This is a genomic window from Rhizobium sp. RU20A (assembly GCF_900155885.1).
GTDB lineage: Bacteria > Pseudomonadota > Alphaproteobacteria > Rhizobiales > Rhizobiaceae > RU20A.
Genome location: NZ_FTMB01000009.1, coordinates 64,338 through 86,329, shown reverse-complemented (window position 1 = coordinate 86,329; position 21,992 = coordinate 64,338). Strand labels below are relative to the sequence as shown.

Here is a 21,992-nt window from a genome sequence, read left to right as displayed (position 1 = left end):
TTTTCGGACGGGGCGCTCGAAGCCGCCGGTGGCGAAAAGTATTGGTAAAAATGACGCCTTCCAGCGCCCCGTTCGGCGGTTTTTATCCGCAAGCCTGACTGCTCGGGCGTGATGCTCCCGGCTCGACCCGGTGCCTCGTCCGGCTCCTGCGACGCGGCTTTGACGCCGCAACAGCCGGGTTTTACGGGACGGCGGTGTTTCACCCGCCGCCATTCACGTCCCTGAAGCCCAGCTTCCACCCGGCTTTCGCGCGGGCTTGCAGCCGTTTTGCGGACCCGGACCGGAGGGGGCCGCGTCTGCCCCGTTCCCTTCCGCGCCGGCCTTCCCTCGCCGGCACGCCTGCCGGTGTATCCGATGGGAAGACAAGGCCAGTATGGGACGGCCCCGCAACACGAGGACGGACGGGGAAAAATTTTCGGATTTCAAGCGTTGCGCCGCCGCCCCTCGATCAGGTCGAGCACCGCGCGGGCGGCTTCCATGACATTGGTGCCGGGCCCGAAGACGGCGGAAACGCCGTGGTCGAGCAGATACTGATAATCCTGCCGGGGCACGACGCCGCCGACGATGACGATGACGTCAGACGCGCCCCTCGCCTTCAGGGCCTCCACCAGCTGCGGCGCCAGCGTCTTGTGGCCGGCGGCGAGGGAAGACATGCCGACGACATGGACCTTGGAGGTGACGGCAAGATCGGCCGCCTCCTCCGGCGTCTGGAAGAGGGGACCCGCCAGCACCTCGAAGCCCATGTCACCAAAGGCAGACGCGATGATCTTGGCGCCGCGGTCATGGCCGTCCTGGCCGAGCTTGGCGACCATGAGGCGCGGCTTTGCGCCTGCGGTTTCCGCAAAGGCGGCGATGCGACCGGCAAGCACCTTCAGCTCCGGCTCGTCGCGATAGGCATCGCCATAGATGTCGTGCACGACCTCGGGCACGGCGGCGTGATCGCCGAAGACGGTGCGCATCGCATCCGAGATCTCGCCGACCGTGGCGCGGGCGCGGGCGGCGTTAACGGCGGCTTCCAGCACATTGCCCGCGCCGCTGCGGGCGATCTCCGTCAGCCGGGCGAGCGCGGCCTCGACGGCGGCGGTGTCGCGGCGGCGGCGGGTTTCCTCGATGCGGCGGACCTGGGCGGTGCGCACGGCGGAATTGTCGATCTCGAGAATGTCGATCTCGGCTTCCGTTTCCAGCCGGTAGCGGTTGACGCCGACGATGACCTCCTCGCCCTTGTCGACGGCGGCCTGCCGGCGGGTGGCGGCTTCCTCGATCAGGCGCTTGGGCAGTCCCTCCTGCACGGCCTTCGTCATGCCGCCGAGCGCCTCCACCTCCTCCATCAGCGCCCAGGCCTTTTCGGCAAGCTCGTTGGTGAGGCTTTCGACGTAATAGGAGCCGGCGAGCGGATCGACCACCTTCGTGACGCCCGTCTCGTGCTGGAGAATGAGCTGCGTGTTGCGGGCGATGCGGGCCGAGAACTCGGTGGGCAGCGCAATGGCCTCGTCGAAGGAATTGGTGTGCAGCGACTGCGTGCCCCCGAGCACGGCCGACATGGCCTCGAAGGCGGTGCGCACGATGTTGTTGTAGGGGTCCTGCTCCTGCAGCGAGACGCCGGACGTCTGGCAGTGGGTGCGCAGCATCAGCGACGAGGCCTTCTTCGGCCGGAAATCCTCCATGATGCGCGTCCAGAGCAGTCGCGCGGCACGGAGCTTCGCGGCTTCCATGAAGAAGTTCATGCCGATGGCGAAGAAGAAGGAGAGCCGGCCGGCGAACTCATCGACGTCGAGCCCCTTGGCGATGGCGGCGCGCACATATTCGCGCCCGTCGGCCAGCGTGAAGGCCAGTTCCTGCACCAGCGTCGCACCCGCCTCCTGCATGTGATAGCCGGAGATCGAGATCGAATTGAATTTCGGCATCTCCTTCGCCGTATAGGCGATGATGTCGGCAACGATGCGCATGGAGGGCTCGGGCGGGTAGATATAGGTGTTGCGGACCATGAACTCCTTGAGAATGTCGTTCTGGATCGTGCCCGAGAGCGCCGCGCGCGGCACGCCCTGCTCCTCGCCCGCGACGATGAAGGCGGCGAGCACCGGAATGACCGCGCCGTTCATGGTCATGGAGACCGACACCTTCTCCAGCGGAATGCCGTCGAAGAGGATCTTCATGTCCTCGACGCTGTCGATCGCCACGCCCGCCTTGCCGACATCGCCGACGACGCGGGGATGATCGCTGTCATAGCCGCGATGGGTGGCAAGGTCGAAGGCGACGGAGACGCCCTGCTGACCGGCGGCGAGCGCCTTGCGATAGAAGGCGTTCGAGGCTTCGGCGGTGGAAAAGCCCGCATATTGCCGGATCGTCCAGGGGCGCCCCGCATACATGGTGGCGCGCGGGCCCCGCACGAAGGGGGAGAAGCCCGGCAGCGAGCCGAGGTGGTTGACGCCTTCGAGATCCTGCGCGGTATAGAGCGGCTTCACCGCAATGCCTTCCGGCGTCGGCCACACGAGGCTCTCGGCCGGCGCCTTGACTTCCTTCTCGGCCAGCGCTGCCCAATCGGCAAAGGTTTTCGGGGTCATGGGATCACCTGTGGGTGGAGGGAGAGGATGGGATGGGGCACCCACCCTCCCCTTGAGGGGGAGGGTCGGCCCGAAGGGACGGGGTGGGGTGACCGGCCGCGGATGCGGCGCGGGCGGTGGTGTTCGGATCTGCGAGGGCAGCGGTTGTGGCGGGGTCACCCCCACCCGCCGCTCTGCGGCGACCTCCCCCCTCAAGGGGGAGGTGGGAGCGGGCGGATCCGATAAGGCTCTTTGAGCGCGCCCCTTGCCTCTCGGCGAGCACCATCCATTCGGCGGAGGTTTTTGGGGAAATGCAGGATGGCGCTTGGCACCCACCCTCCCCTTGAGGGGGAGGGTCGGACCGAAGGGACGGGGTGGGGTGACCGGCCCCGGATGCAGGGCGGGCGGTGGTGTTCGGATCTGCGAGGGCAGCGGTTGTGGCGAGGTCACCCCCACCCGCCGCTTTGCGGCGACCTCCCCCCTCAAGGGGGAGGTGGGAGCGGGCGGATCGGATAAGGTTCGTTGAGCGCGCCCCTTGCCTCTCGGCGAGCACCATCCATTCGGCGGCGGTTTTTGGGGCACTGCAGGATGGCGCTTGGCACCCACCCCCCCCTTGAGGGGGAGGGTCGGACCGAAGGGACGGGGTGGGGTGATCCGCCCCGGATGCGGGGCGGGCGGTAATGTTCGGATCTGCGAGAGCAGCGGTCTTGGCGAGGTCACCCCCACCCGCCGCTTTGCGGCGACCTCCCCCCTCAAGGGGGAGGTGGGAGGGCGTCCGTTCGCTCCCCGATCTCCGCACCGTGACCATCCCGCCTCCCCTCACGCAAATTCGAGGATGAGATCGTCGACCGCAAGGCTCGCGCCGGCGGGCACGGCGACGCGTTTGACGGTGGCGCGGCGTTCGGCTTTGAGAACGTTTTCCATCTTCATGGCCTCGACGGTGGCAAGCGCCTGGCCGGCTTCCACCGTGTCGCCTTCGGCAACGAGGATGGAGGTCACGACGCCCGGCATGGGGCAAAGGAGCAGGCGGGACGTGTCCGGTGGCGCCTTTTTCGGCATCAGGCGGGCGAGCGCCGCCACATGCGGCTCGCGCACCCGGGCGGTGATGTCGATGCCCTGAAAGCGCAGGCGCAGCGCCGGCCCGGCAAGGTCGATCTTGACGCTGACGGGCCGGCCGTCGACGGCAAACGTGCCGAGCGTGCGGCCGGGGCGCCAGTCGCCGGCAACCGAGACGGCGTCGCCATCCTCGAAGACGGCCGTTGCGGCCTCCCCGGTCAGATCCAGCGAGAGCGGCCACTCCTGATCGGCGAAGGCGACGACCCAGTCGGCACCGACGATGCGGCGGTGATGGCCGATCGTGCCGGAGATCGTGGCGGCGCGGCTCTGGATGCGGTGGTTGACGAGCGCGGCAATGGCCGCCAGCGCGCGGGCGTCGTCGGCACCGGGCGACACGCCGTGGAAGCCCTCCGGAAACTCCTCGGCGATGAAGGCCGTGGTCAGCCGCCCCTCGCGAAAGCGCGGATGGCGCATGACGGCGGCGAGGAAGGGCAGGTTGTGGCCAATGCCTTCCACCTCGAAATCATCGAGCGCGGCGCCCATCGCGTCGATGGCGGCTTCTCGGGTCGGGGCCCAGGTGCAGAGCTTGGCGACCATGGGGTCGTAATACATGGAGATCTCGCCGCCCTCGGTGACGCCGGTATCGTTGCGCACTTTGGTGCCATCGGCGCGGATGCCTTCCACCGGCGGGCGATAGCGCGTCAGGCGGCCGATGGAGGGCAGGAAGTTGCGGTAGGGATCTTCGGCGTAGAGGCGGCTTTCGATGGCCCAGCCATTGAGCTTTACCGCGTCCTGCGCGAGCGAGAGCCTTTCGCCGGCGGCGACGCGGATCATCTGCTCAACGAGATCGAGACCGGTGACGAGTTCGGTGACGGGGTGTTCCACCTGCAGGCGGGTGTTCATTTCGAGGAAGTAGAATTTATTCGCCTTGCCATCGACGATGAATTCGACCGTGCCGGCCGAGTGGTAGCCGACGGCCTTCGCCAGCGCCACGGCCTGCTCGCCCATGGCCCTGCGGGTCTCCGGCGTCAGGAAGGGCGACGGGGCCTCCTCGATGACCTTCTGGTTTCGCCGCTGGATGGAGCATTCGCGTTCGCCGAGATAGAGCACCGTGCCGTGTTTGTCGCCGAGCACCTGGATTTCGATGTGGCGCGGCTCGGTGACGAATTTCTCGATGAAGATGCGGTCGTCGCCGAAGGAGGCCTTCGCCTCGTTCTTCGAGGACTGGAAACCCTCGCGGGCCTCCGCATCGTTCCAGGCGATGCGCATGCCCTTGCCGCCGCCGCCGGCGGACGCCTTGATCATGACGGGATAGCCGATCCCGGCGGAAATGCGCACGGCCTCGTCGGCGTCGGCGATCAGGCCCATATGGCCGGGAACGGTGGAGACGCCAGCCTCGGCCGCAAGCTTCTTCGAGGTGATCTTGTCGCCCATGGCCTCGATGGCACCGACCGGCGGGCCGATGAAGGCAACGCCTTCCTTTTCGAGTGCGGCGGCGAAGGCGGCATTTTCGGAGAGGAAGCCATAGCCGGGATGCACCGCATCGGCGCCGGTCTGGCGGATCGCCTCCAGGATGCGCTCGATGACGATATAGGACTGGGAAGACGGCGCCGGGCCGATATGCACCGCCTCGTCCGCCATTTCCACATGCAGCGCGTTGCGGTCGGCATCCGAATAGACGGCGACGGTGGCGATGCCCAGACGACGGGCCGTTTTGATGACGCGGCAGGCGATTTCGCCGCGATTGGCGATAAGGATCTTCTTGAACATCAGTCGGGCTTTCCGGGTCTCGTGTCTGTCTTGTCTTTGTATTTGGCGCCGTAGGGCAGCGTCAGAATGCTGGTCGCCGCCGCCGCGCCGCCGAAGATGCTGGCAAGCGGCACGACGAGAAGCAGGATCGGCAGGACGGGATTGTCGGCCCGCGCCACCCGCGTGCCAAAGCCGCCCAGATCGAACCAGTAGATGGCGAGCGCCACCGCGACCCCGATCAGCGCGCCGCCGGCCGCATTGAGCGCGAGGAACCGCAGCATTTCGGCATGGTCCCGCCGCGCCTCCTCCGGCGTCAGCTCGGGCTTCTCCGGCAGCCGCATGGCTGGCCTCCTCCGTTGTTCTCCCTGCCCTTCGCGGCCTCGCGCGGCGGGCAGCTCCCCTCATCTGCCTGCCGGCATCTTCTCCCCGAGGGGAGAATAGACGGTGCGGCGGGCGCTCGCCCTCTCACTGGCGGCCCGCTTGTGGCGGGCCCCTCTTCCCTCGGGGAGAGGGCAGGGTGAAGGGGCGGTCACGGTGTCTCAGTCAGCTCCCCCTGCCCTCACACCTCGAATACGTCGTCGAAGCTCTCGGGAAAATTCTGCCGGGCGACGCGTTCGTTGATGACGAGCATGGCCTCGTAGGAGAGCGGGTCGAAATCCTTGTCGGCTGGGATCACCTCGCGGCCGAAGAGGAGGTTGAGGCGGGCGGCGTCGAGGTTGCCGCGTTCGAAGGGCTCGGTGCCGAAATGGTGCCAGAGCGCGTGGAGGAAGGCGGCGTCCACCAGATGCTCCTTGGTGCCGGGACGGGCCCGGCGGGGAATGGCTTTCAGCGGCGTCACGCCCTTCGGATTGGCACGGCGGATGGTGAACTGGATGCCGGTGCCGGGCATGCCGCCTGGGAAACCGCGATGTTTGGTCATGTCGGGGAGGATGGCCATGGTGTCCCCTCAGCCCTTGGCCAGCTTGTCGGCCGTCTTCGTCTCGAAGTCGGCGGCATCGTGGCGTTCGCGCAGCTGGCTTTCCGGCGTGCCGGAGGTGCGGTTGACCATGCGGCCCCGCTTGACCGCCGGGCGGGCGCCGATCTCGGCCGTCCAGCGCTGCACGTTCGCGTAGGACTGCACCTCCAGGAAGCGGCCGGCATCGCCATAGGCCTCGCCCATGGCGAGCAGGCCGTACCACGGCCAGACGGCCATGTCGGCGATCGTATAAGCTTCGCCGGCGAGATAGCGGTTGTCGGCCAGGTGCCGGTCGAGCACGTCGAGCTGGCGCTTCACCTCCATGGCGTAGCGGTCGATGGCGTATTTGATGTGGATCGGCGCATAGGCGTAGAAATGGCCGAAGCCGCCGCCGAGGAAGGGCGCCGAGCCCATCTGCCAGAACAGCCAGTTCATCGTCTCGGTGCGGGCGCGCAGCTCCGTCGGCAGGAAGGCGCCGAATTTTTCCGCGAGATAGACGAGGATCGAAGCGGATTCAAAGACGCGTAAGGGCGCGCCACCATCCTTCGGTTGATGGTCCATCAGGGCCGGGATCTTCGAATTCGGATTGACGGAGACGAAGCCGGAACCGAACTGGTCGCCCTCACCGATATTGATCAGCCAGGCATCGTATTCGGCGCCCGTGTGCCCGGCCGCCAGCATTTCCTCCAGCAGGATCGTCACTTTCACGCCGTTCGGGGTGCCGAGCGAATAGAGCTGTAGCGGATGCTTGCCGACCGGCAGCTCCTTCTCATGGGTCGGGCCTGATATGGGGCGATTGATAGTGGCGAACTGGCCGCCATTGCCCTTGTCCCAGGTCCAGACGTCCGGCACCACATAGCCGGCGGGGAGATTGTTTTCGGGCGGTTTGCTGGTCATGGCTTTGGTCCTCGATCTCGTTGGCTCCTGCCCGCCTCCTTGGGTGAGGATCGGGCGCTGCGGTCATTATAGACCGGTGCGGGCGATTTTCCGCCCCAAAAGCTTACGGGGGATCACAGGGGAATCGTGTCGTGCTTGCGCCAGAGCTGCTCCTTGCGCTTGCCCCTGAGGCTGGCGAAGGCGCGCGCGATGCGGCGGCGCGAGGAGTGGGGCATGATGACCTCGTCGATGAAGCCGCGTTCGGCGGCGACGAAGGGGTTGGCGAAGCGTTCCTCGTATTCCTTGGTGCGCGCCGCGATCTTGTCGGCGTCGCCAAGTTCCGAGCGGTAGAGGATTTCGGTGGCGCCTTTCGCGCCCATCACGGCGATTTCGGCGGTCGGCCAGGCATAGTTGATGTCGGCGCCGATGTGCTTGGAGGCCATGACGTCATAGGCGCCGCCATAGGCCTTGCGGGTGATGAGGGTGACCATCGGCACCGTCGCCTGGGAATAGGCAAAGAGCAGCTTGGCGCCGTGCTTGATGACGCCGCCATATTCCTGCGCGACGCCGGGCAGGAAGCCGGGCACGTCCACCAGCGTCAGGATCGGGATCGAGAAGGCATCGCAGAAGCGCACAAAGCGGGCCGCCTTGCGCGATGAGTCGATATCGAGGCAGCCGGCCAGCACCATGGGCTGGTTGGCGACGATGCCGACCGTCTCGCCTTCCAGACGGATGAAGCCGGTGACGATGTTTTTCGCGTAGTCGCGCTGGATCTCGAAGAAATCGCCCTCATCGGCGACGGCATGGATCAGTTCCTTCATGTCGTAGGGCTTGGTGGAACTGTCGGGGATCAGCGTGTCGAGCCGGGCTTCGAGGCGGGCGGGATCGTCGTGGAAGGGGCGCACCGGCGGCTTGTCGCGGTTGTTGAGCGGCAGGAAATCGAAGAGGAGACGCACCTGCTCCAGCGTCTCGATGTCGTTTTCGAAGGCGGCATCGGCGACGGAGGATTTTTTCGTATGGGTGGAAGCGCCGCCGAGCTCTTCGGCCGTGACGATCTCGTTCGTCACCGTCTTCACCACGTCAGGCCCGGTGACGAACATGTAGGAGGTGTCGCGCACCATGAAGATGAAATCGGTCATGGCGGGCGAATAGACCGCGCCGCCGGCGCAGGGGCCCATGATGACGGAGATCTGCGGGATGACGCCGGAGGCCTCGGCATTGCGGCGGAAGACCTCGGCATAGCCGGCAAGCGAGGCGACGCCCTCCTGAATGCGCGCGCCGCCCGAATCATTGAGGCCGATGATCGGCGCGCCATTGCGCACCGCCATGTCCATGACCTTGCAGATCTTCTGCGCGTGGGTCTCGGAGAGCGAACCGCCGAGCACCGTGAAATCCTGGGAGAAGACATAGACCTGCCGACCGTTGATCGTGCCCCAGCCGGTGACGACGCCATCGCCGGCGGTCTTGTCGGCCGCCATGCCGAAATCGACGCAGCGATGGGTCACATACATGTCGTATTCTTCGAAGGAGCCGGGATCGAGCAGGACCTCGATGCGCTCGCGCGCCGTCAGCTTGCCCTTGCCATGCTGGGCCGCAACGCGCCGCTCGCCGCCGCCGGCCTTTGCCGCGGCGCGCCGGGCTTCCAGTTCTGCCAGAACCGATTGCATTCTGCCCTCCCAAAGGCGCGTCCGATGCTGCGGGGCCGCTGCCTATCTGCCTGTTTTCATGCGGTTTGGTCCGCATCTCCTGAGCGCACTGTCGCCGGATTTTCGGATGCGAGCAATAGCGACAAAGGATCGAGGCCGGAAGGCTTGATCATGTGTGCGTGCGGGGTTTATAAAATTGCAAACAGTAAATTGCGAAGTTGCAACATGGCGATCGGAAAGCTCTATATCGGCCGCAAGGTGCGCGCGCTGCGCGACCAGATCAAGGCGACGCAGGCGCAGTTTGCCGAGCGTATCGGCATTTCCACGAGCTACCTCAACCAGATCGAGAACAACCAGCGACCCGTTTCGGCCGCCGTGCTTCTGGCGCTGGCGGAGAAGTTCCAGATCGACATCGGCGAACTGTCATCCGGGGAAGACGACCGGCTGCTCTCGGCGCTGTCCGAAGCGCTGGCCGATCCCTTGTTTGCGGCATACGAGCCGGGATTGCAGGAGCTGAAGCTGGTGGTGCAGAACGCGCCGGGGCTGGCGCATGCGCTGATCGCCAGCCACCAGGCCTATCGCCGCACCTCGGACGAGCTCGCCAGCCTCGACGACCGCCTCGGCCGCCAGCCGGGCGCGGGCGAGACGACGCCATACGAGGAGGTGCGCGACTTCTTCCACTTCGTCGACAACTATATCCACGCGCTGGACCTTGCCGCCGAGCAACTGGCGGCCGAGATCGGGCTCGGCGAAGGGGAGCGGCCGGGCGCGCTCGCCGCCCATCTCGAACGCCGCCACGGCGTGCGTGTCGTGAGGGCCGAGCCCGGCGACGAGACGCTGCGCCGCTACGATCCGGCGTCCCGCATCCTGACGCTGAATGCCTATGCGCCGGCGCCGACCCGCGATTTCCAGACGGCGTTGCAGATCGCGCAGCTGGAGACAGGCCCGCTGGTGGAGACGATCGTTTCGGAAGCGGGGTTTCGCACCGGCGAGGCCGAGGAGATCTGTCGCATCGGCCTTCACAATTATTTCGCGGGGGCGCTGATCATGCCCTATCAGCCCTTCCTGAAGGCGGCGCGGCTGCTGCGCCACGATATCGAACTGATGGCCGTGCGCTTCGGCACCAGCCTCGAACAGGTCTGCCACCGGCTCTCGACCCTGCAAAGGCCGGGCCTGAAGGGCGTGCCGATCTTCTTCGCCCGTATCGACCGGGCCGGCAACATCACCAAGCGCCACAGCGCCGCCAAGCTGCAATTCGCCCGCTTCGGTGCCGCCTGCCCCTTGTGGAACGTGCACGAGGCCTTCGAACAGCCGGGCCGCATCATCCGTCAACTGGCCGAAACGCCCGATGGCGCGCGCTACCTCTGTCTCGCCACGCAGATCACCAAGGGCGGCGGCGGCTTTCGCGCGCTTCAGCCGCGGTATGCCATCGCGCTCGGCTGCGAGATCTCCTATGCCGAAAGCTTCGTCTATGCCGACGACCTCGACCTCAAGAGCCGCGCCGCCTTCGACCCGATCGGCATTTCCTGCCGGATCTGCGAACGCACCCGCTGCCCGCAACGCGCCGTGCCGCCGCTGAAACGCAAGCTGACGATCGACCACGACCGGCGCGGGGCCTTGCCGTATGAGATGGGGTGATGGGCGCTAGCCCGCCGTCTCATCGATGCCGGCGGCCCGGCGAAGGGCGTCTTCCATCCGGCTGCGCCATCCTTCGCCCGTTGCCTTGAAGGCCTCGAGGACGGCCGGCTCCATGCGGAGCGTGACGGCGACCCTCGGCGAGGAGAGCTTGGGGCGGCCGCGCCGTGCCTTTTCCCGGTCGATGCTGGCGGCAAGATCCGGAAAGACGTCGCGGAAGGGGCGCGCCTTTGCGACCTGCTCCTCGGTGACCTCGGGATTGTCAGGGTCAGAGGCAATCATGCGCTGCACGTCGGCCTCTTCCTCTTCCGTAAGGGGACGCTTTGAGGAAAACCGGACAGTCATAGCAGCTTCCTTTCCTTCGTGCTGGCGGGACGCAGGGAGATGATGGACAGAGCTTCCGCACCCAGCGGCTTGAAAAGCACCGCCGCGATGATCATCCCCTGAAACGGGCCGATCGCCAGGGAGCGGTTGCCTTTTGCCGGTACGACCACCGCCTGATCGAAAAAGTCCAGATCGAGATCGGCGAAATCCAGACCGTGCGTCTGAAGATTGGTCAGGCGCTTGGAATTGCCATAGACGATCTTCATGTATTTTTCGTACACGAAAAATCAAGGGTCAACAAGAATGCGCCCGCACGGAACTCGGGGCGGGCGCGGTCAACGGAAACTGTGGCTAGTTCGGTGATCGAAGCGTCCCAAGACAGACGGAGCCTGCCTCGGAGCTCGTTTGAGCGCCGCCCTTACCCCAACACGCCATCCAGCCAGGTCATCGCCCTTTCCTCGTTGAACGGCACGGTTGTGTCCACCGTAAGCAGCGGGGCGCGGCCGGTGGGGGTGGCGCGGGCGGCGAGGGCGATGAGTTCGGGGACGTAGCTTTCGCCGGGGTGGCCGGGCAGGCGTTCGGTGAGGCGGGCGCGATAGCGCTTTCCGATCACCTCGGGCGGCGCGCTGCACCAGATCTCGGCGAGCACTGTCACGCCGGAGGCGGAAAGGTAGCGATCGAGGTCTTCGAGCGGCTGGAAGCCGAACCAGGCATCGACGACGAAGGATGTGCCGGGGGCGGAGGCGGCGATGACATCGAAGATCGCCTGATAACTTGCCTGGCCGAGCGTGCGGTTGAAGGGGCGGTCGACGTTTTCGATGCGGGCGAGGAAGGGGTTCTTGATCGTATCGAGCGCCATCAGCGTGGCGCCCGTCAGCGCGGCAACGCGCCGCGCGACGCTGCTCTTGCCGGAGGCCGGCACGCCGTTGACGAGGATGAGGCGTTTTGCAGCGCTGGCTGGCTGGTCGATGCGAGTGTCCGCGCCAATGGACGCGGCAAAGGGGGGCGCGGCAAAGGGGGGAGCAGCGACCGGTGTGGACGCTTGCGCGGACACCGTGGCCGCACAGTCGGCGGTGCTTGGCCGGGTGGAAGAGCCGGACATGCCCTGCCCCAGCGCTTCGAGCGCAGCGAGCGCCGAGCCGATCATGCCGGCATCGTCGCCAAGCTTTGCGGCGGCGACCGGCGTGCGATACCAGCGGCCGGCGTCGGGGGCGTGGGCAAGCGCCTTCAGCGCACTGTCGCCGAGCCCGCCGCCGAGCAGCAGGATATCGGGATCAAAGCTGGCGGAGAGCGTGTTGAGGGCGGCGCGCAGCGGGCGGGCCCAGTCGGAGAGAAGCGCGGCACACGGCCCGTCGCCCGCCCCGGCCCGGTCGATGACCTCCTCGCAGCGCAGGTCGGCCGGAAAGCCGGCGGCCGTCTTCAGGCGGCCGAAGGCGGTGCCGGAGGAATAGAGTTCGACACAGCCCTGCTGGCCGCAGACGCAGGTCGGGCCGTTTTCGTTGACGACGATGTGGCCGAGCTGGCCGGCGGCCTGGCGACCATAGACGATGCGGCCATCCAGCATGGCGCCGCCGCCGATGCCGGTGCCGATGGTCAGCATCACGACGTTCTCGAGCCCCTTCGCCGCGCCGATGCGGGCCTCGGCGATGAGCGCCATGGAGCAGTCGTTTTCCAGCCTGACCGGCCGCGAGAAGCGCGCTTCGATGCGGCCCTTCACGTCGATGCCGGATAGATCGAGAAAGCCGCCGGAGAGCACCCTGGCCGCGCGTGCATCGACACGGCCGGGAATGCCGATGCCGATGGCGGCGACCTCGGGACGGTCGAAGGCCGCGATGAGGTCGATCATCATCGCCAGTGCCCGCTCGGGCTCCTGGCAACCGTCGATGATCTTTTTCGCGATGATCGTGCCGGCCTGATCGACACGGGCGACGCGCATGCGCGTGCCGCCAATGTCGAGGCCGATCGCCTCACGCAAACCTGTCAGCGCCATGATCCGCGGACCAGCTTTACGCCGCAGCGCGCGGTGCAGCGAAGTACTTGCCGATGATCGCCTGCAACTCGCGCAGGCGCGGAACGGCGACTTCCTGGAGGCGCTGCTTGGTGACGGCGCGGTCGAGCGAGATGCAGTCCTTCCACAGCGACCGGCCGGCGATGACGCCGGAGGCGCCGTTCTTCATGGCGCTTTCGACCTGGCCGAGGAAGGTCGAATGATCGACACCGGCGGACAGCACCGCCCACGGCACGCCGGCGCACAGCTTGGTGACGGCCGCGCAGGTCTCGTCCGAGCCCGGATAGGGGATCTTCAGCACCTTGGAGCCGAGATCGAGGCAAATGCGGCTGCCCTCGACGATGAGGCCAGGGAGGGCCGCCTCATAAGCTTCCTTGGTTTCGCCCTCGAGACGATAGGTGAGGAATTCGACGACGAGGAAGAGATCTTCGCGGACGAAATCCTCGATGCAGCTCTTCAGGATCTCGATATTGTGGGCGTTGGCCTCCGGCCTGTCGGCGCGCAGATAGACCATGATCTTGCCGCCGGTGCCGCCCAGTTCGCGCACGCGGCGGGCCGTGATGCCGTCCACCAGCTTCGAGAGGCGATAGCCTTCGGGCGTGACGTCGAAACCGGAGGCATCGAGGCCGATGAGAAGGCCGGTGTTGCGCGGCAGGGTCCAGCTGTCGACGATCTGCGGCACGGCGCAGACGGGATCGACCAGCACGCCGCCGGCCTCGACGGCGAGGTAGCGGGCAATATCGGCCTTGGTGTCGCCGAGCACGTCGTTGCCGATCTTCGCCTGGGCTTCGGGCGTATCGGCCAGCACCTGGCGCATGCCGCCGCGCTGGTCGCAGGCAATCACCATCATGGCGCCGTCATGGCCGCAGATCTGCTGGTAGCCGCGCAGTTCGGCCGTGGTCATCGCGTTCATCGGGGCAGTCATCGGTCTTCCTCCCTTGCGGGCACGATCGTGGCCCGCTTCCGGGCGGGCCTTCGCCCGCCGCATGTTTTCGCCGCCCTCTCGGACCGGCGCTTCGGCCAAAAGCGCGCAGCACGGCGCCTTCGGCTGCAAAACCGCTCGAGCCCCGCCAAAGTCGGGGGATCGCAGGTGTCGCAGTCTCCGTTGCGCAGACGCTGGTTTTCGGCGATAACTCCAATGAGGGTGATGTAACACGTTTCTGAAAGGAATTGCAAGCTGCCTCCGCAACCCGCCTCCGAGACGCCGGCAACGCGCGCCATGCTGCACATGGTGGCCAAGCTGCACTACGAGTCCGAGATGTCGCAAATCGACATCGCGCGCAAACTCTCCGTGTCCACGGCCACCGTCTCGCGCATGCTGCAAAAGGCCCGTTCCGTGGGCATCGTGCGCATCGAGGTGCTGGATCTGGTCTCGCCGGAGGAGATCACGGCGGACCTGATCGCCGCTCTCGGCCTGAAGACGGCCGCGGTGATCGATACGCCGCAGACGGGCGTGCTCGGCGCACTGGCGCAGCCGCTCGGCAGCATGCTGAAGGCGGCCGGGCTCGGCGACGGCGCGGTGATCGGCATCGGCTGGGGACGCGCGGTGCGCGAAGTGGTGCTGGCCGGGCTGCCGGCGCTGGGGCGCGCCAGCATCGTGCCGCTGACCGGCGGCATGCAGCAGGCGGCGGCGCATTTCCAGATCAATGAATTCGTGCGTCTCGCCGCGGAGCAGATCGGCGGCGCCCCGCATTTCCTGCATGTTCCCTACCTCTCCTCGCCCGAACTGCGCGAGGCGGTGCTGGCCGATCCCTCCGTCAGCGAGACCGTGGCGCTGTGGAACCGGCTCGACTGCGCCATCGTCGGGATTGGCCTCACCCACGCGCCGCAGCCCTCCGAGACGAGCGCGGCGACGGCCGGCGAAAAGGCGCTGGTAGAGGCTGCCGGCGACGTGATTCGCCACTATGTCAGCGAGGACGGCCGCCTTCTCGACTGGGAGGGCGAGGCCCGGATGATCGCGGCCTCGGCGGCGCAACTGCGCACCGCGCCGCTGTCGATCGGCGTGGCGGCCGGCGCCGAAAAGGCCGAGGCGATGATCGGCGCCGTGCGGGCCGGCATGGTCAATGCGCTGGTGACCGACACGGTCTCGGCGCAGGCGATACTGGGCCGCCTGGCGGCCTCCCGTGCGGGCGATCACACCTAAAAAAGCACTAAGAAATATCTTTCTGGAAAAAATTGCACTTGACGCGCGACAAAATCGGGCGTGATGATAGGCGTGCACGGCCCGCTGGAGGAGTGGGGCGTGCTCGAAAAAACGCTCATCTCGAGGAGGAGACCATGCAGCGTCGTTCACTTTTCAAAGCCGCCGGTGTTCTGGCTGTGGCAGGCGCCATTGCGCTTTCGGCCGGTAGCGCCAGCGCCCAGGACAGCAAGAAGTTCACCATCGCGCTCATTCCGGGCCTGACGACGGACGCCTTCTACATCACCATGCGCAAGGGCGCGGAAGCGGCCGCCAAGGCTGTCGGCGCCGAACTCGTCTTCCAGGGCGCGCCGGACTTCAACCCGGTCACCCAGGTTCCGGTTCTCGATGCCGTCATCGCCAAGAAGCCGGACGCCATCCTGATCGCCCCGACCGACAAGACCCAGCTCGTGCAGCCGCTGAAGAAGGCTGCTGACGCCGGCATCCCGGTCATCACGGTCGATACCTTCATCGGCACCGGCCAGTACCAGACGGGTGCCGGCGATGCCGACTTCCCGATCTCCTACGTCGCCTCCGACAACGTGCTCGGCGGCGCCATGGCTGCCCGTGCGCTGGCCTCTGCGATCGGCGAAAAGGGCAAGGTCTACGTTTCCAACGTGAAGCCCGGCATTTCCACCACCGACCAGCGCGAGCAGGGCTTCAAGGACGAGATGGCCAAATATCCGGGCATCACGGTTCTCGAAACCCAGTTCAACGACAATGACGCCAACAAGGCTGCCTCGCAGTTGCAGGCCGTCTATGCCCGCAACTCGGATCTGGCCGGCGTCTTCGGCGCGAACCTCTTCTCCGCTCTCGGTGCCGCCAACGGCGTGCAGCAGGCGGGCCAGACGGGCACCGTCAAGGTCGTTGCCTTCGACGCGCCCGGCAGCATCGTCGACAACATCAACAGCGGCCTCGTGGACGTTGCCATCGCCCAGCATCCGGCCGAAATCGGATATTTCGGCGTGATGGCGGCCTATGCGCACCTGACGGGCAACTCGGTTCCGACAGCGATCGGCACCGGCTTCACCGTCATCGACAAGAACAACGTGGCCGACCCCAACGTCGCCAAGTTCATCTACTCCGAATAAGCCGCAAGGCTTCACCGAGGTACCTCCCGAGGGTTGACGGCAGCGCCTGATGCATCAGGCCCGGGCGCTGCCGTCGCCACGCGCCAAGGCCGTGCCTCGGGACGCCGCCCCATACCCCTTCGTGAAACCATTGCAGCTTGAAACAGGCCCCCGCTGACAACAGGACGGAAATGTCAACCATGACCACCGAAGCCGCCAAGCATGTCGCCCCCGAGGCAGACCATGCCGACACCGGCAAGACGCTGATGCAGCGCATCGCCCAGCTCCGGGCGTGGCTCTTCCTCGGCGCCTTGATCATCACCTTCGAGATCTGGGCACGCCTGTCCTTCGGCGGCACCTTCATCTTTTCGCCCTTCAACTGGCAGTCCGTGGCGATCTTTGCCGTCGCGCCGCTGATGATCGCGGTCGGGCAGACCTACGTGATCATCTCCGGCGGCATTGACCTCTCGACCGGCTTCATCATGGGGCTGGCTGCCGTCGTCGCGGCCCACATCGTCAATCTCGCCGGTCTCGCCATGCCGCTGCCGGTCGCCATGCTCGTCGGCATCATGGCCGCCGTCGCGGCTGCCGCCATTCCCGGCATCATCAACGGCCTGCTGATCTCGCGGCTGAAGATTCCGCCCTTCATCGGCACGCTCGGCATGTTCGGCGTCGCCCGCGGCGCGGCCTTCCTTCTGGCCGGCGGCACCACGGTGCCGGTCAACAACAGCTGGTTCGCCATGCTCGGCAACGGCCGCATCTTCGGCATTCCCTATCTCGTCATCGTCACCGCCGTCTTCGTGCTGGTGATGCACTACATTCTCAGCCAAACGCGCTTCGGCCAGCACAATTACGCGATCGGCGCCAACATGCAGGCCGCACGCCGCGCAGGCATCGATATCCGCGCCCATATCCTGAAGCTCTACGTGCTCTCGGCCATGTGCGCGGGCCTCGGCGGCGCGCTCTATGCCGCCCGCTTCACGGCCGGCGCCGCCCAGGCCGGCGAGCCGCTGCTGCTCGACAGCGTCGCGGCCGTCGTCATCGGGGGCGCGTCGCTGTTCGGCGGTTCGGGCTCGATCATCGGCACGGTGGCCGGCGCGCTCGTCATCGCCGTCATCCAGTACGGCCTCGTCTTCCTCAACGTCGAACCCTTCTGGCAGTTCATCGCCGTCGGCATCGTCATCATCATCTCGGTCCTCATCGACCAGGCACAGCGTCGCTTCAGCGGAGGCAAACAGGATGAATAGTCAGACCCCCCTCCTGGAAATCCGCAATCTGTCCCGCCACTTCGGCGCGGTGAAGGCCCTGCAGGACTGCTCGATGGTGGTCCGTCCGGGCGAAGTGGTGGCGCTGGCCGGCGACAACGGCGCGGGCAAGACCACGATGATCAAGGCGCTGTCCGGCGTCTATCCGCCGACCTCCGGCGAGATCCTCATCGAGGGCAAGCCGGTCAGCTTCGGCTCGCCGCAGGAGGCCCGTGCGCTCGGCATCGAGACGATCTACCAGGATCTGGCGCTCGCCGACAACCTGACGATCGGGGCCAACATCTTCCTCGGCCGCGAGCCGATGAAGAAGCGCTTCGGCTTCCTGCCGGCCATCGACCGCAAGAAGATGGCGGATGCGGCCCGCGACACGATGGCCAAGCTCGACTTCCACGTCAAACGGCTGGACGCCCCGGTCAGCAACTTCTCCGGCGGCCAGCGCCAGGCCGTCGCCATCGGCCGCGCCGTCTACTGGAACGCCAAGATCCTCATCATGGACGAGCCGACGGCAGCCCTTGGCGTGCCGGAACAGCGCAAGGTGATCTCTCTCATCAAGTCGCTGAAAACCCAAGGGAAAGGCGTGATCTTCATCTCGCACAACCTGCAGGACATTTTCGCCGTCTCCGACCGCATCGTCGTCCTGCGCCGCGGCGTTGTCGCGGGTGAACGCAACATCGCGGAGACGACGCATGACGAGGTGGTGAAGCTGATGATCGGGGGGTGATGGGGAGCGGCTTTCGGCGGCGGCGTTCGCTGTCGTGCAGGCCCTCAGCCCAACCGCCGTCATGCTCGGGCTTGACCCGAGCATCCACACGGCACCCGATGCGCTCGAGGAATGGATCCTCGGGTCAGGCCCGAGGATGACCGCCGATAGGGTGTAGCCCGGTGAAGACGGCGCCCTTGCACCGCGCCCGATTTCCGACGCATTCCCCGGAGATCATCTCTTAAGATAGGCTGACTTGAAGGTCGCTGTCATGTCAACCAGACGCCCCCGCTGGTCTTGTACACCACGGTAATGGACGCATTCCTCGGGGTTATCCCCCACTTGTCACCCTGACGCCAAATCCTTCCGCCGCCTCTTTCACCGGCGCCGCCGCCCCGATATGGTCGGCGCGCGGCCACCCGCATTGTGGCGCGCGACATTCGATCCGTCACAACGTCTGGACATGCCGATGACCACTGCCCTTTCCGTCAATGTCAACGCCATCGCATACTTACGCAACCGCCGCGACCTGCCGTGGCCGAGCGTCGAGGGGATCGGGAAGATCGCGCTGGAGGCGGGCGCGCAGGGGCTGACGGTGCATCCGCGCCCCGACCAGCGGCATGTGCGCTTTTCCGACGTGCCGGTGCTGCGCGATCTCATCGACACGTTTGCCGAGGCCGAATTCAACATCGAGGGTTATCCGACCCGGCAGTTTCTCGACCTGTGCATTGCCGGGCGCGCCGATCAGGTGACGCTGGTGCCGGATGATCCGTCTCAGGCGACGTCCGACCATGGCTGGGACTTTGCGACCCACAAGGACTTCCTCACCGAGACCATCAAGGAGTTGAAGGGGCACGGCATCCGCGTTTCCTGCTTTGCTGATGGCGATGGCAGCGAAGCGGCGATGGATGTGGCAAAGGCCGTCGGCACGGATCGTATCGAGCTTTACACCGGACCCTATGGCGGCTGCCATGCCGATCCCGCCGGCGCCGAGAAGCAGCTCGACCTGCTCGGTCGCACGGCGGATGCGGCGCTGGCGCGCGGCATCGACGTCAATGCCGGCCACGACCTGACGGTGGCCAACCTGCCGGCCCTGATTGCCCGTATCCCGAAGCTCGCGGAGGTCTCGATCGGCCATGACCTGACGGCCGACGCGCTGATCCACGGCATGGCCGAAACCGTGCGGCGCTTCCGCCGCGCCTGCGGGCAGGACGTGTGAGGCGAGCGTATTTTACCGGATAACGGCAGGCGGCGCGTCTGGGGGTCCCCCTCATCCGGCCCTATCGGGCCACCTTCTCCCCGGGGGAAGAAGAGACGGTCGCCGTGTGGCAGGAAAAAGCCCGCAGCGGGGGCGCTGCGGGCAAGGTGGCGGGGCGTTTTCTTGATGGGTGCGCCGTCCCGGAGGGGCCGTTCGGGATCGGCGCACCGTTCCTGACACTGCTCGGTCAGAAATCCTGCCAGCCACCCGCCGGGCCCTTGGCCGCGCGCGCAGTGGCCACCCGACGGATGGTGGCGGGCGCTGAGGGCTGGGCCATGCCGCGGGCGGTGGCGCGCAGAGCCTCCACGACATGGTCGGAACCGCCGGCAAGCCGGAAGCGGGCAATCAGGCTGCGCAGCGCGGTCGATTCGCTGGCGAGCGCGGCGCTCGCGGCATTGGTTTCCTCCACCATCGCGGCGTTCTGCTGGGTGACCTGATCCATCTGGTTGACGGCAGTATTGACCTCCGACAGACCGACGGACTGTTCGCGCGCCGAGGTGGCGATCGCCTCCATATGTTCGTGGATGGCGGCGACATGGGTGCCGATGGCGCGCAGGGCCTCGCCGGTGTCGGAGACGAGGCGCACGCCGTGCTCCACCTCGGTCGCGGAATTGCGGATGAGGTCCTTGATCTCCTTGGCGGCCTTGGCCGAACGCTGGGCAAGCTCGCGCACTTCCTGGGCGACGACCGCAAAGCCCTTGCCCGCCTCGCCGGCGCGGGCCGCCTCGACTCCTGCGTTCAGCGCCAGAAGATTGGTCTGGAAGGCGATTTCGTCGATGACGCCGATGATGTTGGCGATCTGTGTCGAGGAGCGCTCGATGCGTTCCATGGCCTCCACGGCACCGGACATGACGCGGGCGCTTTCGGCGGCGCTGCGATTGGCTTCCGTGGCGACGGTGCGGGCCTCGTCGGCGCGGCGCGAGGAATTCGACACATTGGCGGTGATCTGGTCCAGCGCCGCAGCCGTCTCTTCGAGCGATGCGGCCTGCTGCTCGGTGCGCTTGGACAGATCGTCCGAACCGCGGCTGATCTCGGCCGAGCCGGCATCGATGGAGGCGGCCGCGGTGGATACGGCAGCCATGGCCTCGGCGAGCTGGGCGACCGAGCGGTTGAAGTCGGCGCGCAGGTCCTCGAAGGCGTCGGCGAAGGGCTCGTCGAGGCGCACGGCAAGGTCGCCGGCGGCCAGCTGCTTGAGGCCGGTGGCGAGCTGGCCGGTGGCATGGGCGGTTTCTTCGGCCTTCAGCTTTTCGATATCGGCCACCCGGCGCCGTTCGCCCTCGGCCATCTGGCGCTGCTCGCCGGCTTCCTTTTCCAAAGCGAGATTGGCGATGGCATTGTCGCGGAAGACGGCGACGGCGCCCGCCATGCTGCCGATCTCGTCGACGCGGTCGGCGGCCGGGATCTCGGTTTCAAGCTGTCCGCCGGCGATCTGGCGCATCGCACCGGTCATGGCGCTGATCGGCTGGGCGATGGAGCGGGCGACGAACCACATGGCCAGCACGCCGGCACCGGCGATGAGGAGGCCGACAAGGGTCTGCATCCACTGGTCACGGGCATTGCGGGTGGCAAGCGAGCGATCCAGCGCGATCGCCTTGGCGAGCGCGACATCCTCGGGAACGTCGATCATCACGGCCCAGGGCGTTGCCGTGCGGCCGATGACGATCGGCGAAACGGCCTGCAGGCGGCCCTTGGCGTGCGTGGCGACGGCCTTTCCGGCGCGGATCGTTTCCATCAGGTCCGGAATGGCGGCGGTTGCCACCTCGGCCGGCTGGCCGATCGTATCGGGCCGCTCGCTGGAGGCAACGACGAGGCCCATATTGCTGATGATCTCGACCGAGGCCTTGCCGTCATACATGCCGGCCTTCACCTCATTGGCCAGCGTCTGGACGAAGGAGAGGTCGAAGTCGGCACCCGCCACGCCCGCAAAACGACCGTCGACGGTGATCGGCACGGACATGGTGGCAAGATAGACCTTCTTGCCCTGCACGATATAGGGAAGCGGATCGAGAATGCTTTCGCCCGTGCCCGACTGCGGGCCGATATACCAGCCGCCCTTCATCACGCCGTTGGGGTGCAGATCGCGGCTGTCATATTCGACGAGCGGCTGGATATCGATCTTGCCGGCCGCATCGCGCGTCCAATAGGGCAGAAAGCGGCCCGTGGCATCCGAGCCGGCGCGCTGGTCGTTCCTGTGATCCGCATCGAGCCCGTCGAGCGCATTCGGCTCCCAGGCGCTGTAGGTGCCGTTGAAACGCGGATTGTCCTTGAGAACGGTGAGCAGCATGGCATTCAGCTGTTCCCGGCGTTCGGCAGGGGGCGTCGCGGCCGGCCCGCCGACCACCGCCTCGAAGCCGCGGGCGAGATTGCGCGCCGCATCGAAGGCGCCGTCGAGGGACGCGCGGATCGTGGCTGCCTGGGAAGCGCCGAGCCGAAGCAGGCTCTCCTTGGTCAGGTCCCGCGTCATCTCCGAGACATTGTCGGAAACATAGGCCTGACTGCTGGAGGACGAGATGAAACCATAGGCGAGCAGGGCGCCGCTGGCGGTGATCATGCTCAGGCTGGAGAGCACGACGATTTTTGCCTTGATCGATCGAAACTGCATGACGAACCCCCTTTTTTCTTCAGAACAGAAGAAAAGATCGCTGGAATGACTTGATGGGGCGAGGCTTTCACGCGCAGGGTTTCGACATCCTTAACGCAAATGATGAGATCCGTAGCATCCTAAAATGCT

17 protein-coding genes are annotated in these 21,992 nt (G+C 66.5%); 6 read left to right on the top strand and 11 right to left on the bottom strand.

Annotation, left to right across the window (positions count from 1 at the left end):
* Positions 1 to 422 precede the first annotated feature (422 nt).
* The 6 genes from scpA to F3H41_RS17935 all read right to left on the bottom strand — a co-directional run bounded on the left by scpA (position 423) and on the right by F3H41_RS17935 (position 8,843).
* Complete coding sequence (scpA, locus tag F3H41_RS17965) at positions 423 to 2,561, bottom strand: methylmalonyl-CoA mutase (RefSeq protein WP_149740058.1); 2,139 nt, start codon at positions 2,559 to 2,561, stop codon at positions 423 to 425.
* 798 nt (positions 2,562 to 3,359) lie between these two features.
* Positions 3,360 to 5,366 (bottom strand): acetyl/propionyl/methylcrotonyl-CoA carboxylase subunit alpha, encoded by a 2,007-nt coding sequence (locus F3H41_RS17955; RefSeq protein WP_149740056.1) that lies wholly within the window; start codon positions 5,364 to 5,366, stop codon positions 3,360 to 3,362.
* Positions 5,366 to 5,686 carry a hypothetical protein gene (locus F3H41_RS17950; RefSeq protein WP_188129522.1) on the bottom strand — a complete coding sequence of 107 codons (321 nt, stop codon included), beginning with the start codon at positions 5,684 to 5,686 and terminating at the stop codon, positions 5,366 to 5,368. The genes F3H41_RS17955 and F3H41_RS17950 overlap by 1 nt, the downstream gene beginning before the upstream one ends.
* Before the next feature lie 218 nt (positions 5,687 to 5,904).
* Positions 5,905 to 6,282, bottom strand: a complete 378-nt coding sequence (locus tag F3H41_RS17945; protein ID WP_149740055.1) for a hypothetical protein — start codon at positions 6,280 to 6,282, stop codon at positions 5,905 to 5,907.
* Between the two features lie 9 nt (positions 6,283 to 6,291).
* Positions 6,292 to 7,197, bottom strand: a complete 906-nt coding sequence (gene yghU / locus F3H41_RS17940) for a glutathione-dependent disulfide-bond oxidoreductase (protein WP_149740054.1) — start codon at positions 7,195 to 7,197, stop codon at positions 6,292 to 6,294.
* 113 nt (positions 7,198 to 7,310) lie between these two features.
* Positions 7,311 to 8,843 (bottom strand): acyl-CoA carboxylase subunit beta, encoded by a 1,533-nt coding sequence (locus F3H41_RS17935; RefSeq protein WP_149740053.1) that lies wholly within the window; start codon positions 8,841 to 8,843, stop codon positions 7,311 to 7,313.
* A gap of 204 nt (positions 8,844 to 9,047) precedes the next feature.
* On the opposite strand from F3H41_RS17935, the gene F3H41_RS17930 reads away from it, so the two are divergent.
* Entirely contained in the window at positions 9,048 to 10,460 is a 1,413-nt protein-coding gene (locus tag F3H41_RS17930; RefSeq protein ID WP_149740052.1) for an XRE family transcriptional regulator, read from the top strand.
* 6 nt (positions 10,461 to 10,466) lie between these two features.
* Here the strand turns inward: F3H41_RS17930 and F3H41_RS17925 are convergent, their stop codons facing one another.
* The 4 genes from F3H41_RS17925 to F3H41_RS17910 all read right to left on the bottom strand — a co-directional run bounded on the left by F3H41_RS17925 (position 10,467) and on the right by F3H41_RS17910 (position 13,702).
* On the bottom strand, positions 10,467 to 10,802 hold the full coding sequence (locus F3H41_RS17925) for a BrnA antitoxin family protein (protein WP_149740051.1): 336 nt from the start codon (positions 10,800 to 10,802) through the stop codon (positions 10,467 to 10,469).
* Positions 10,799 to 11,047 (bottom strand): BrnT family toxin, encoded by a 249-nt coding sequence (locus tag F3H41_RS17920; RefSeq protein WP_149740050.1) that lies wholly within the window; start codon positions 11,045 to 11,047, stop codon positions 10,799 to 10,801. The genes F3H41_RS17925 and F3H41_RS17920 overlap by 4 nt, the downstream gene beginning before the upstream one ends.
* Positions 11,048 to 11,199: 152 nt before the next feature.
* Complete coding sequence (locus F3H41_RS17915; RefSeq protein ID WP_244616263.1) at positions 11,200 to 12,771, bottom strand: ROK family protein; 1,572 nt, start codon at positions 12,769 to 12,771, stop codon at positions 11,200 to 11,202.
* 16 nt (positions 12,772 to 12,787) lie between these two features.
* Positions 12,788 to 13,702: a tagatose-bisphosphate aldolase gene (locus F3H41_RS17910; protein WP_149740114.1), complete on the bottom strand. Its 915-nt coding sequence runs from the start codon at positions 13,700 to 13,702 to the stop codon at positions 12,788 to 12,790.
* 306 nt (positions 13,703 to 14,008) lie between these two features.
* Here F3H41_RS17910 and F3H41_RS17905 point away from each other — a divergent pair, with 306 nt between their 5' ends.
* The 5 genes from F3H41_RS17905 to F3H41_RS17885 all read left to right on the top strand — a co-directional run bounded on the left by F3H41_RS17905 (position 14,009) and on the right by F3H41_RS17885 (position 19,222).
* Complete coding sequence (locus F3H41_RS17905) at positions 14,009 to 14,932, top strand: sugar-binding domain-containing protein (protein ID WP_210246674.1); 924 nt, start codon at positions 14,009 to 14,011, stop codon at positions 14,930 to 14,932.
* A 134-nt stretch (positions 14,933 to 15,066) separates the two neighbouring features.
* Positions 15,067 to 16,059: an ABC transporter substrate-binding protein gene (locus tag F3H41_RS17900; RefSeq protein WP_149740049.1), complete on the top strand. Its 993-nt coding sequence runs from the start codon at positions 15,067 to 15,069 to the stop codon at positions 16,057 to 16,059.
* Between the two features lie 170 nt (positions 16,060 to 16,229).
* A complete protein-coding gene (locus F3H41_RS17895) occupies positions 16,230 to 17,285 on the top strand; it encodes a ribose ABC transporter (protein WP_149740048.1) in 1,056 nt (351 codons plus the stop codon).
* The gene (locus F3H41_RS17890; protein WP_149740047.1) at positions 17,278 to 18,024 is read left to right on the top strand and encodes an ATP-binding cassette domain-containing protein; all 747 of its coding nucleotides are present in this window, start codon (positions 17,278 to 17,280) and stop codon (positions 18,022 to 18,024) included. Before F3H41_RS17895 ends, F3H41_RS17890 begins: the two co-directional genes overlap by 8 nt.
* Before the next feature lie 448 nt (positions 18,025 to 18,472).
* Positions 18,473 to 19,222 carry a pyridoxine 5'-phosphate synthase gene (locus F3H41_RS17885; RefSeq protein ID WP_149740046.1) on the top strand — a complete coding sequence of 250 codons (750 nt, stop codon included), beginning with the start codon at positions 18,473 to 18,475 and terminating at the stop codon, positions 19,220 to 19,222.
* A gap of 226 nt (positions 19,223 to 19,448) precedes the next feature.
* On the opposite strand, the gene F3H41_RS21635 is transcribed toward F3H41_RS17885, so the two are convergent.
* Complete coding sequence (locus F3H41_RS21635) at positions 19,449 to 21,863, bottom strand: methyl-accepting chemotaxis protein (RefSeq protein WP_149740045.1); 2,415 nt, start codon at positions 21,861 to 21,863, stop codon at positions 19,449 to 19,451.
* Between the last annotated feature and the right edge of the window lie 129 nt (positions 21,864 to 21,992).

What these genes read in the sequence shown, in the direction of transcription:
- scpA (WP_149740058.1), bottom strand. Translation starts at nt 2,561, where the DNA reads ATGACCCCGAAAACCTTTGCCGATTGGGCAGCGCTGGCCGAGAAGGAA.
- F3H41_RS17955 (WP_149740056.1), bottom strand. Translation starts at nt 5,366, where the DNA reads ATGTTCAAGAAGATCCTTATCGCCAATCGCGGCGAAATCGCCTGCCGC.
- F3H41_RS17950 (WP_188129522.1), bottom strand. Translation starts at nt 5,686, where the DNA reads ATGCGGCTGCCGGAGAAGCCCGAGCTGACGCCGGAGGAGGCGCGGCGG.
- F3H41_RS17945 (WP_149740055.1), bottom strand. Translation starts at nt 6,282, where the DNA reads ATGGCCATCCTCCCCGACATGACCAAACATCGCGGTTTCCCAGGCGGC.
- yghU (WP_149740054.1), bottom strand. Translation starts at nt 7,197, where the DNA reads ATGACCAGCAAACCGCCCGAAAACAATCTCCCCGCCGGCTATGTGGTG.
- F3H41_RS17935 (WP_149740053.1), bottom strand. Translation starts at nt 8,843, where the DNA reads ATGCAATCGGTTCTGGCAGAACTGGAAGCCCGGCGCGCCGCGGCAAAG.
- F3H41_RS17930 (WP_149740052.1), top strand. Translation starts at nt 9,048, where the DNA reads ATGGCGATCGGAAAGCTCTATATCGGCCGCAAGGTGCGCGCGCTGCGC.
- F3H41_RS17925 (WP_149740051.1), bottom strand. Translation starts at nt 10,802, where the DNA reads ATGACTGTCCGGTTTTCCTCAAAGCGTCCCCTTACGGAAGAGGAAGAG.
- F3H41_RS17920 (WP_149740050.1), bottom strand. Translation starts at nt 11,047, where the DNA reads ATGAAGATCGTCTATGGCAATTCCAAGCGCCTGACCAATCTTCAGACG.
- F3H41_RS17915 (WP_244616263.1), bottom strand. Translation starts at nt 12,771, where the DNA reads ATGGCGCTGACAGGTTTGCGTGAGGCGATCGGCCTCGACATTGGCGGC.
- F3H41_RS17910 (WP_149740114.1), bottom strand. Translation starts at nt 13,702, where the DNA reads ATGAACGCGATGACCACGGCCGAACTGCGCGGCTACCAGCAGATCTGC.
- F3H41_RS17905 (WP_210246674.1), top strand. Translation starts at nt 14,009, where the DNA reads ATGCTGCACATGGTGGCCAAGCTGCACTACGAGTCCGAGATGTCGCAA.
- F3H41_RS17900 (WP_149740049.1), top strand. Translation starts at nt 15,067, where the DNA reads ATGCAGCGTCGTTCACTTTTCAAAGCCGCCGGTGTTCTGGCTGTGGCA.
- F3H41_RS17895 (WP_149740048.1), top strand. Translation starts at nt 16,230, where the DNA reads ATGTCAACCATGACCACCGAAGCCGCCAAGCATGTCGCCCCCGAGGCA.
- F3H41_RS17890 (WP_149740047.1), top strand. Translation starts at nt 17,278, where the DNA reads ATGAATAGTCAGACCCCCCTCCTGGAAATCCGCAATCTGTCCCGCCAC.
- F3H41_RS17885 (WP_149740046.1), top strand. Translation starts at nt 18,473, where the DNA reads ATGACCACTGCCCTTTCCGTCAATGTCAACGCCATCGCATACTTACGC.
- F3H41_RS21635 (WP_149740045.1), bottom strand. Translation starts at nt 21,863, where the DNA reads ATGCAGTTTCGATCGATCAAGGCAAAAATCGTCGTGCTCTCCAGCCTG.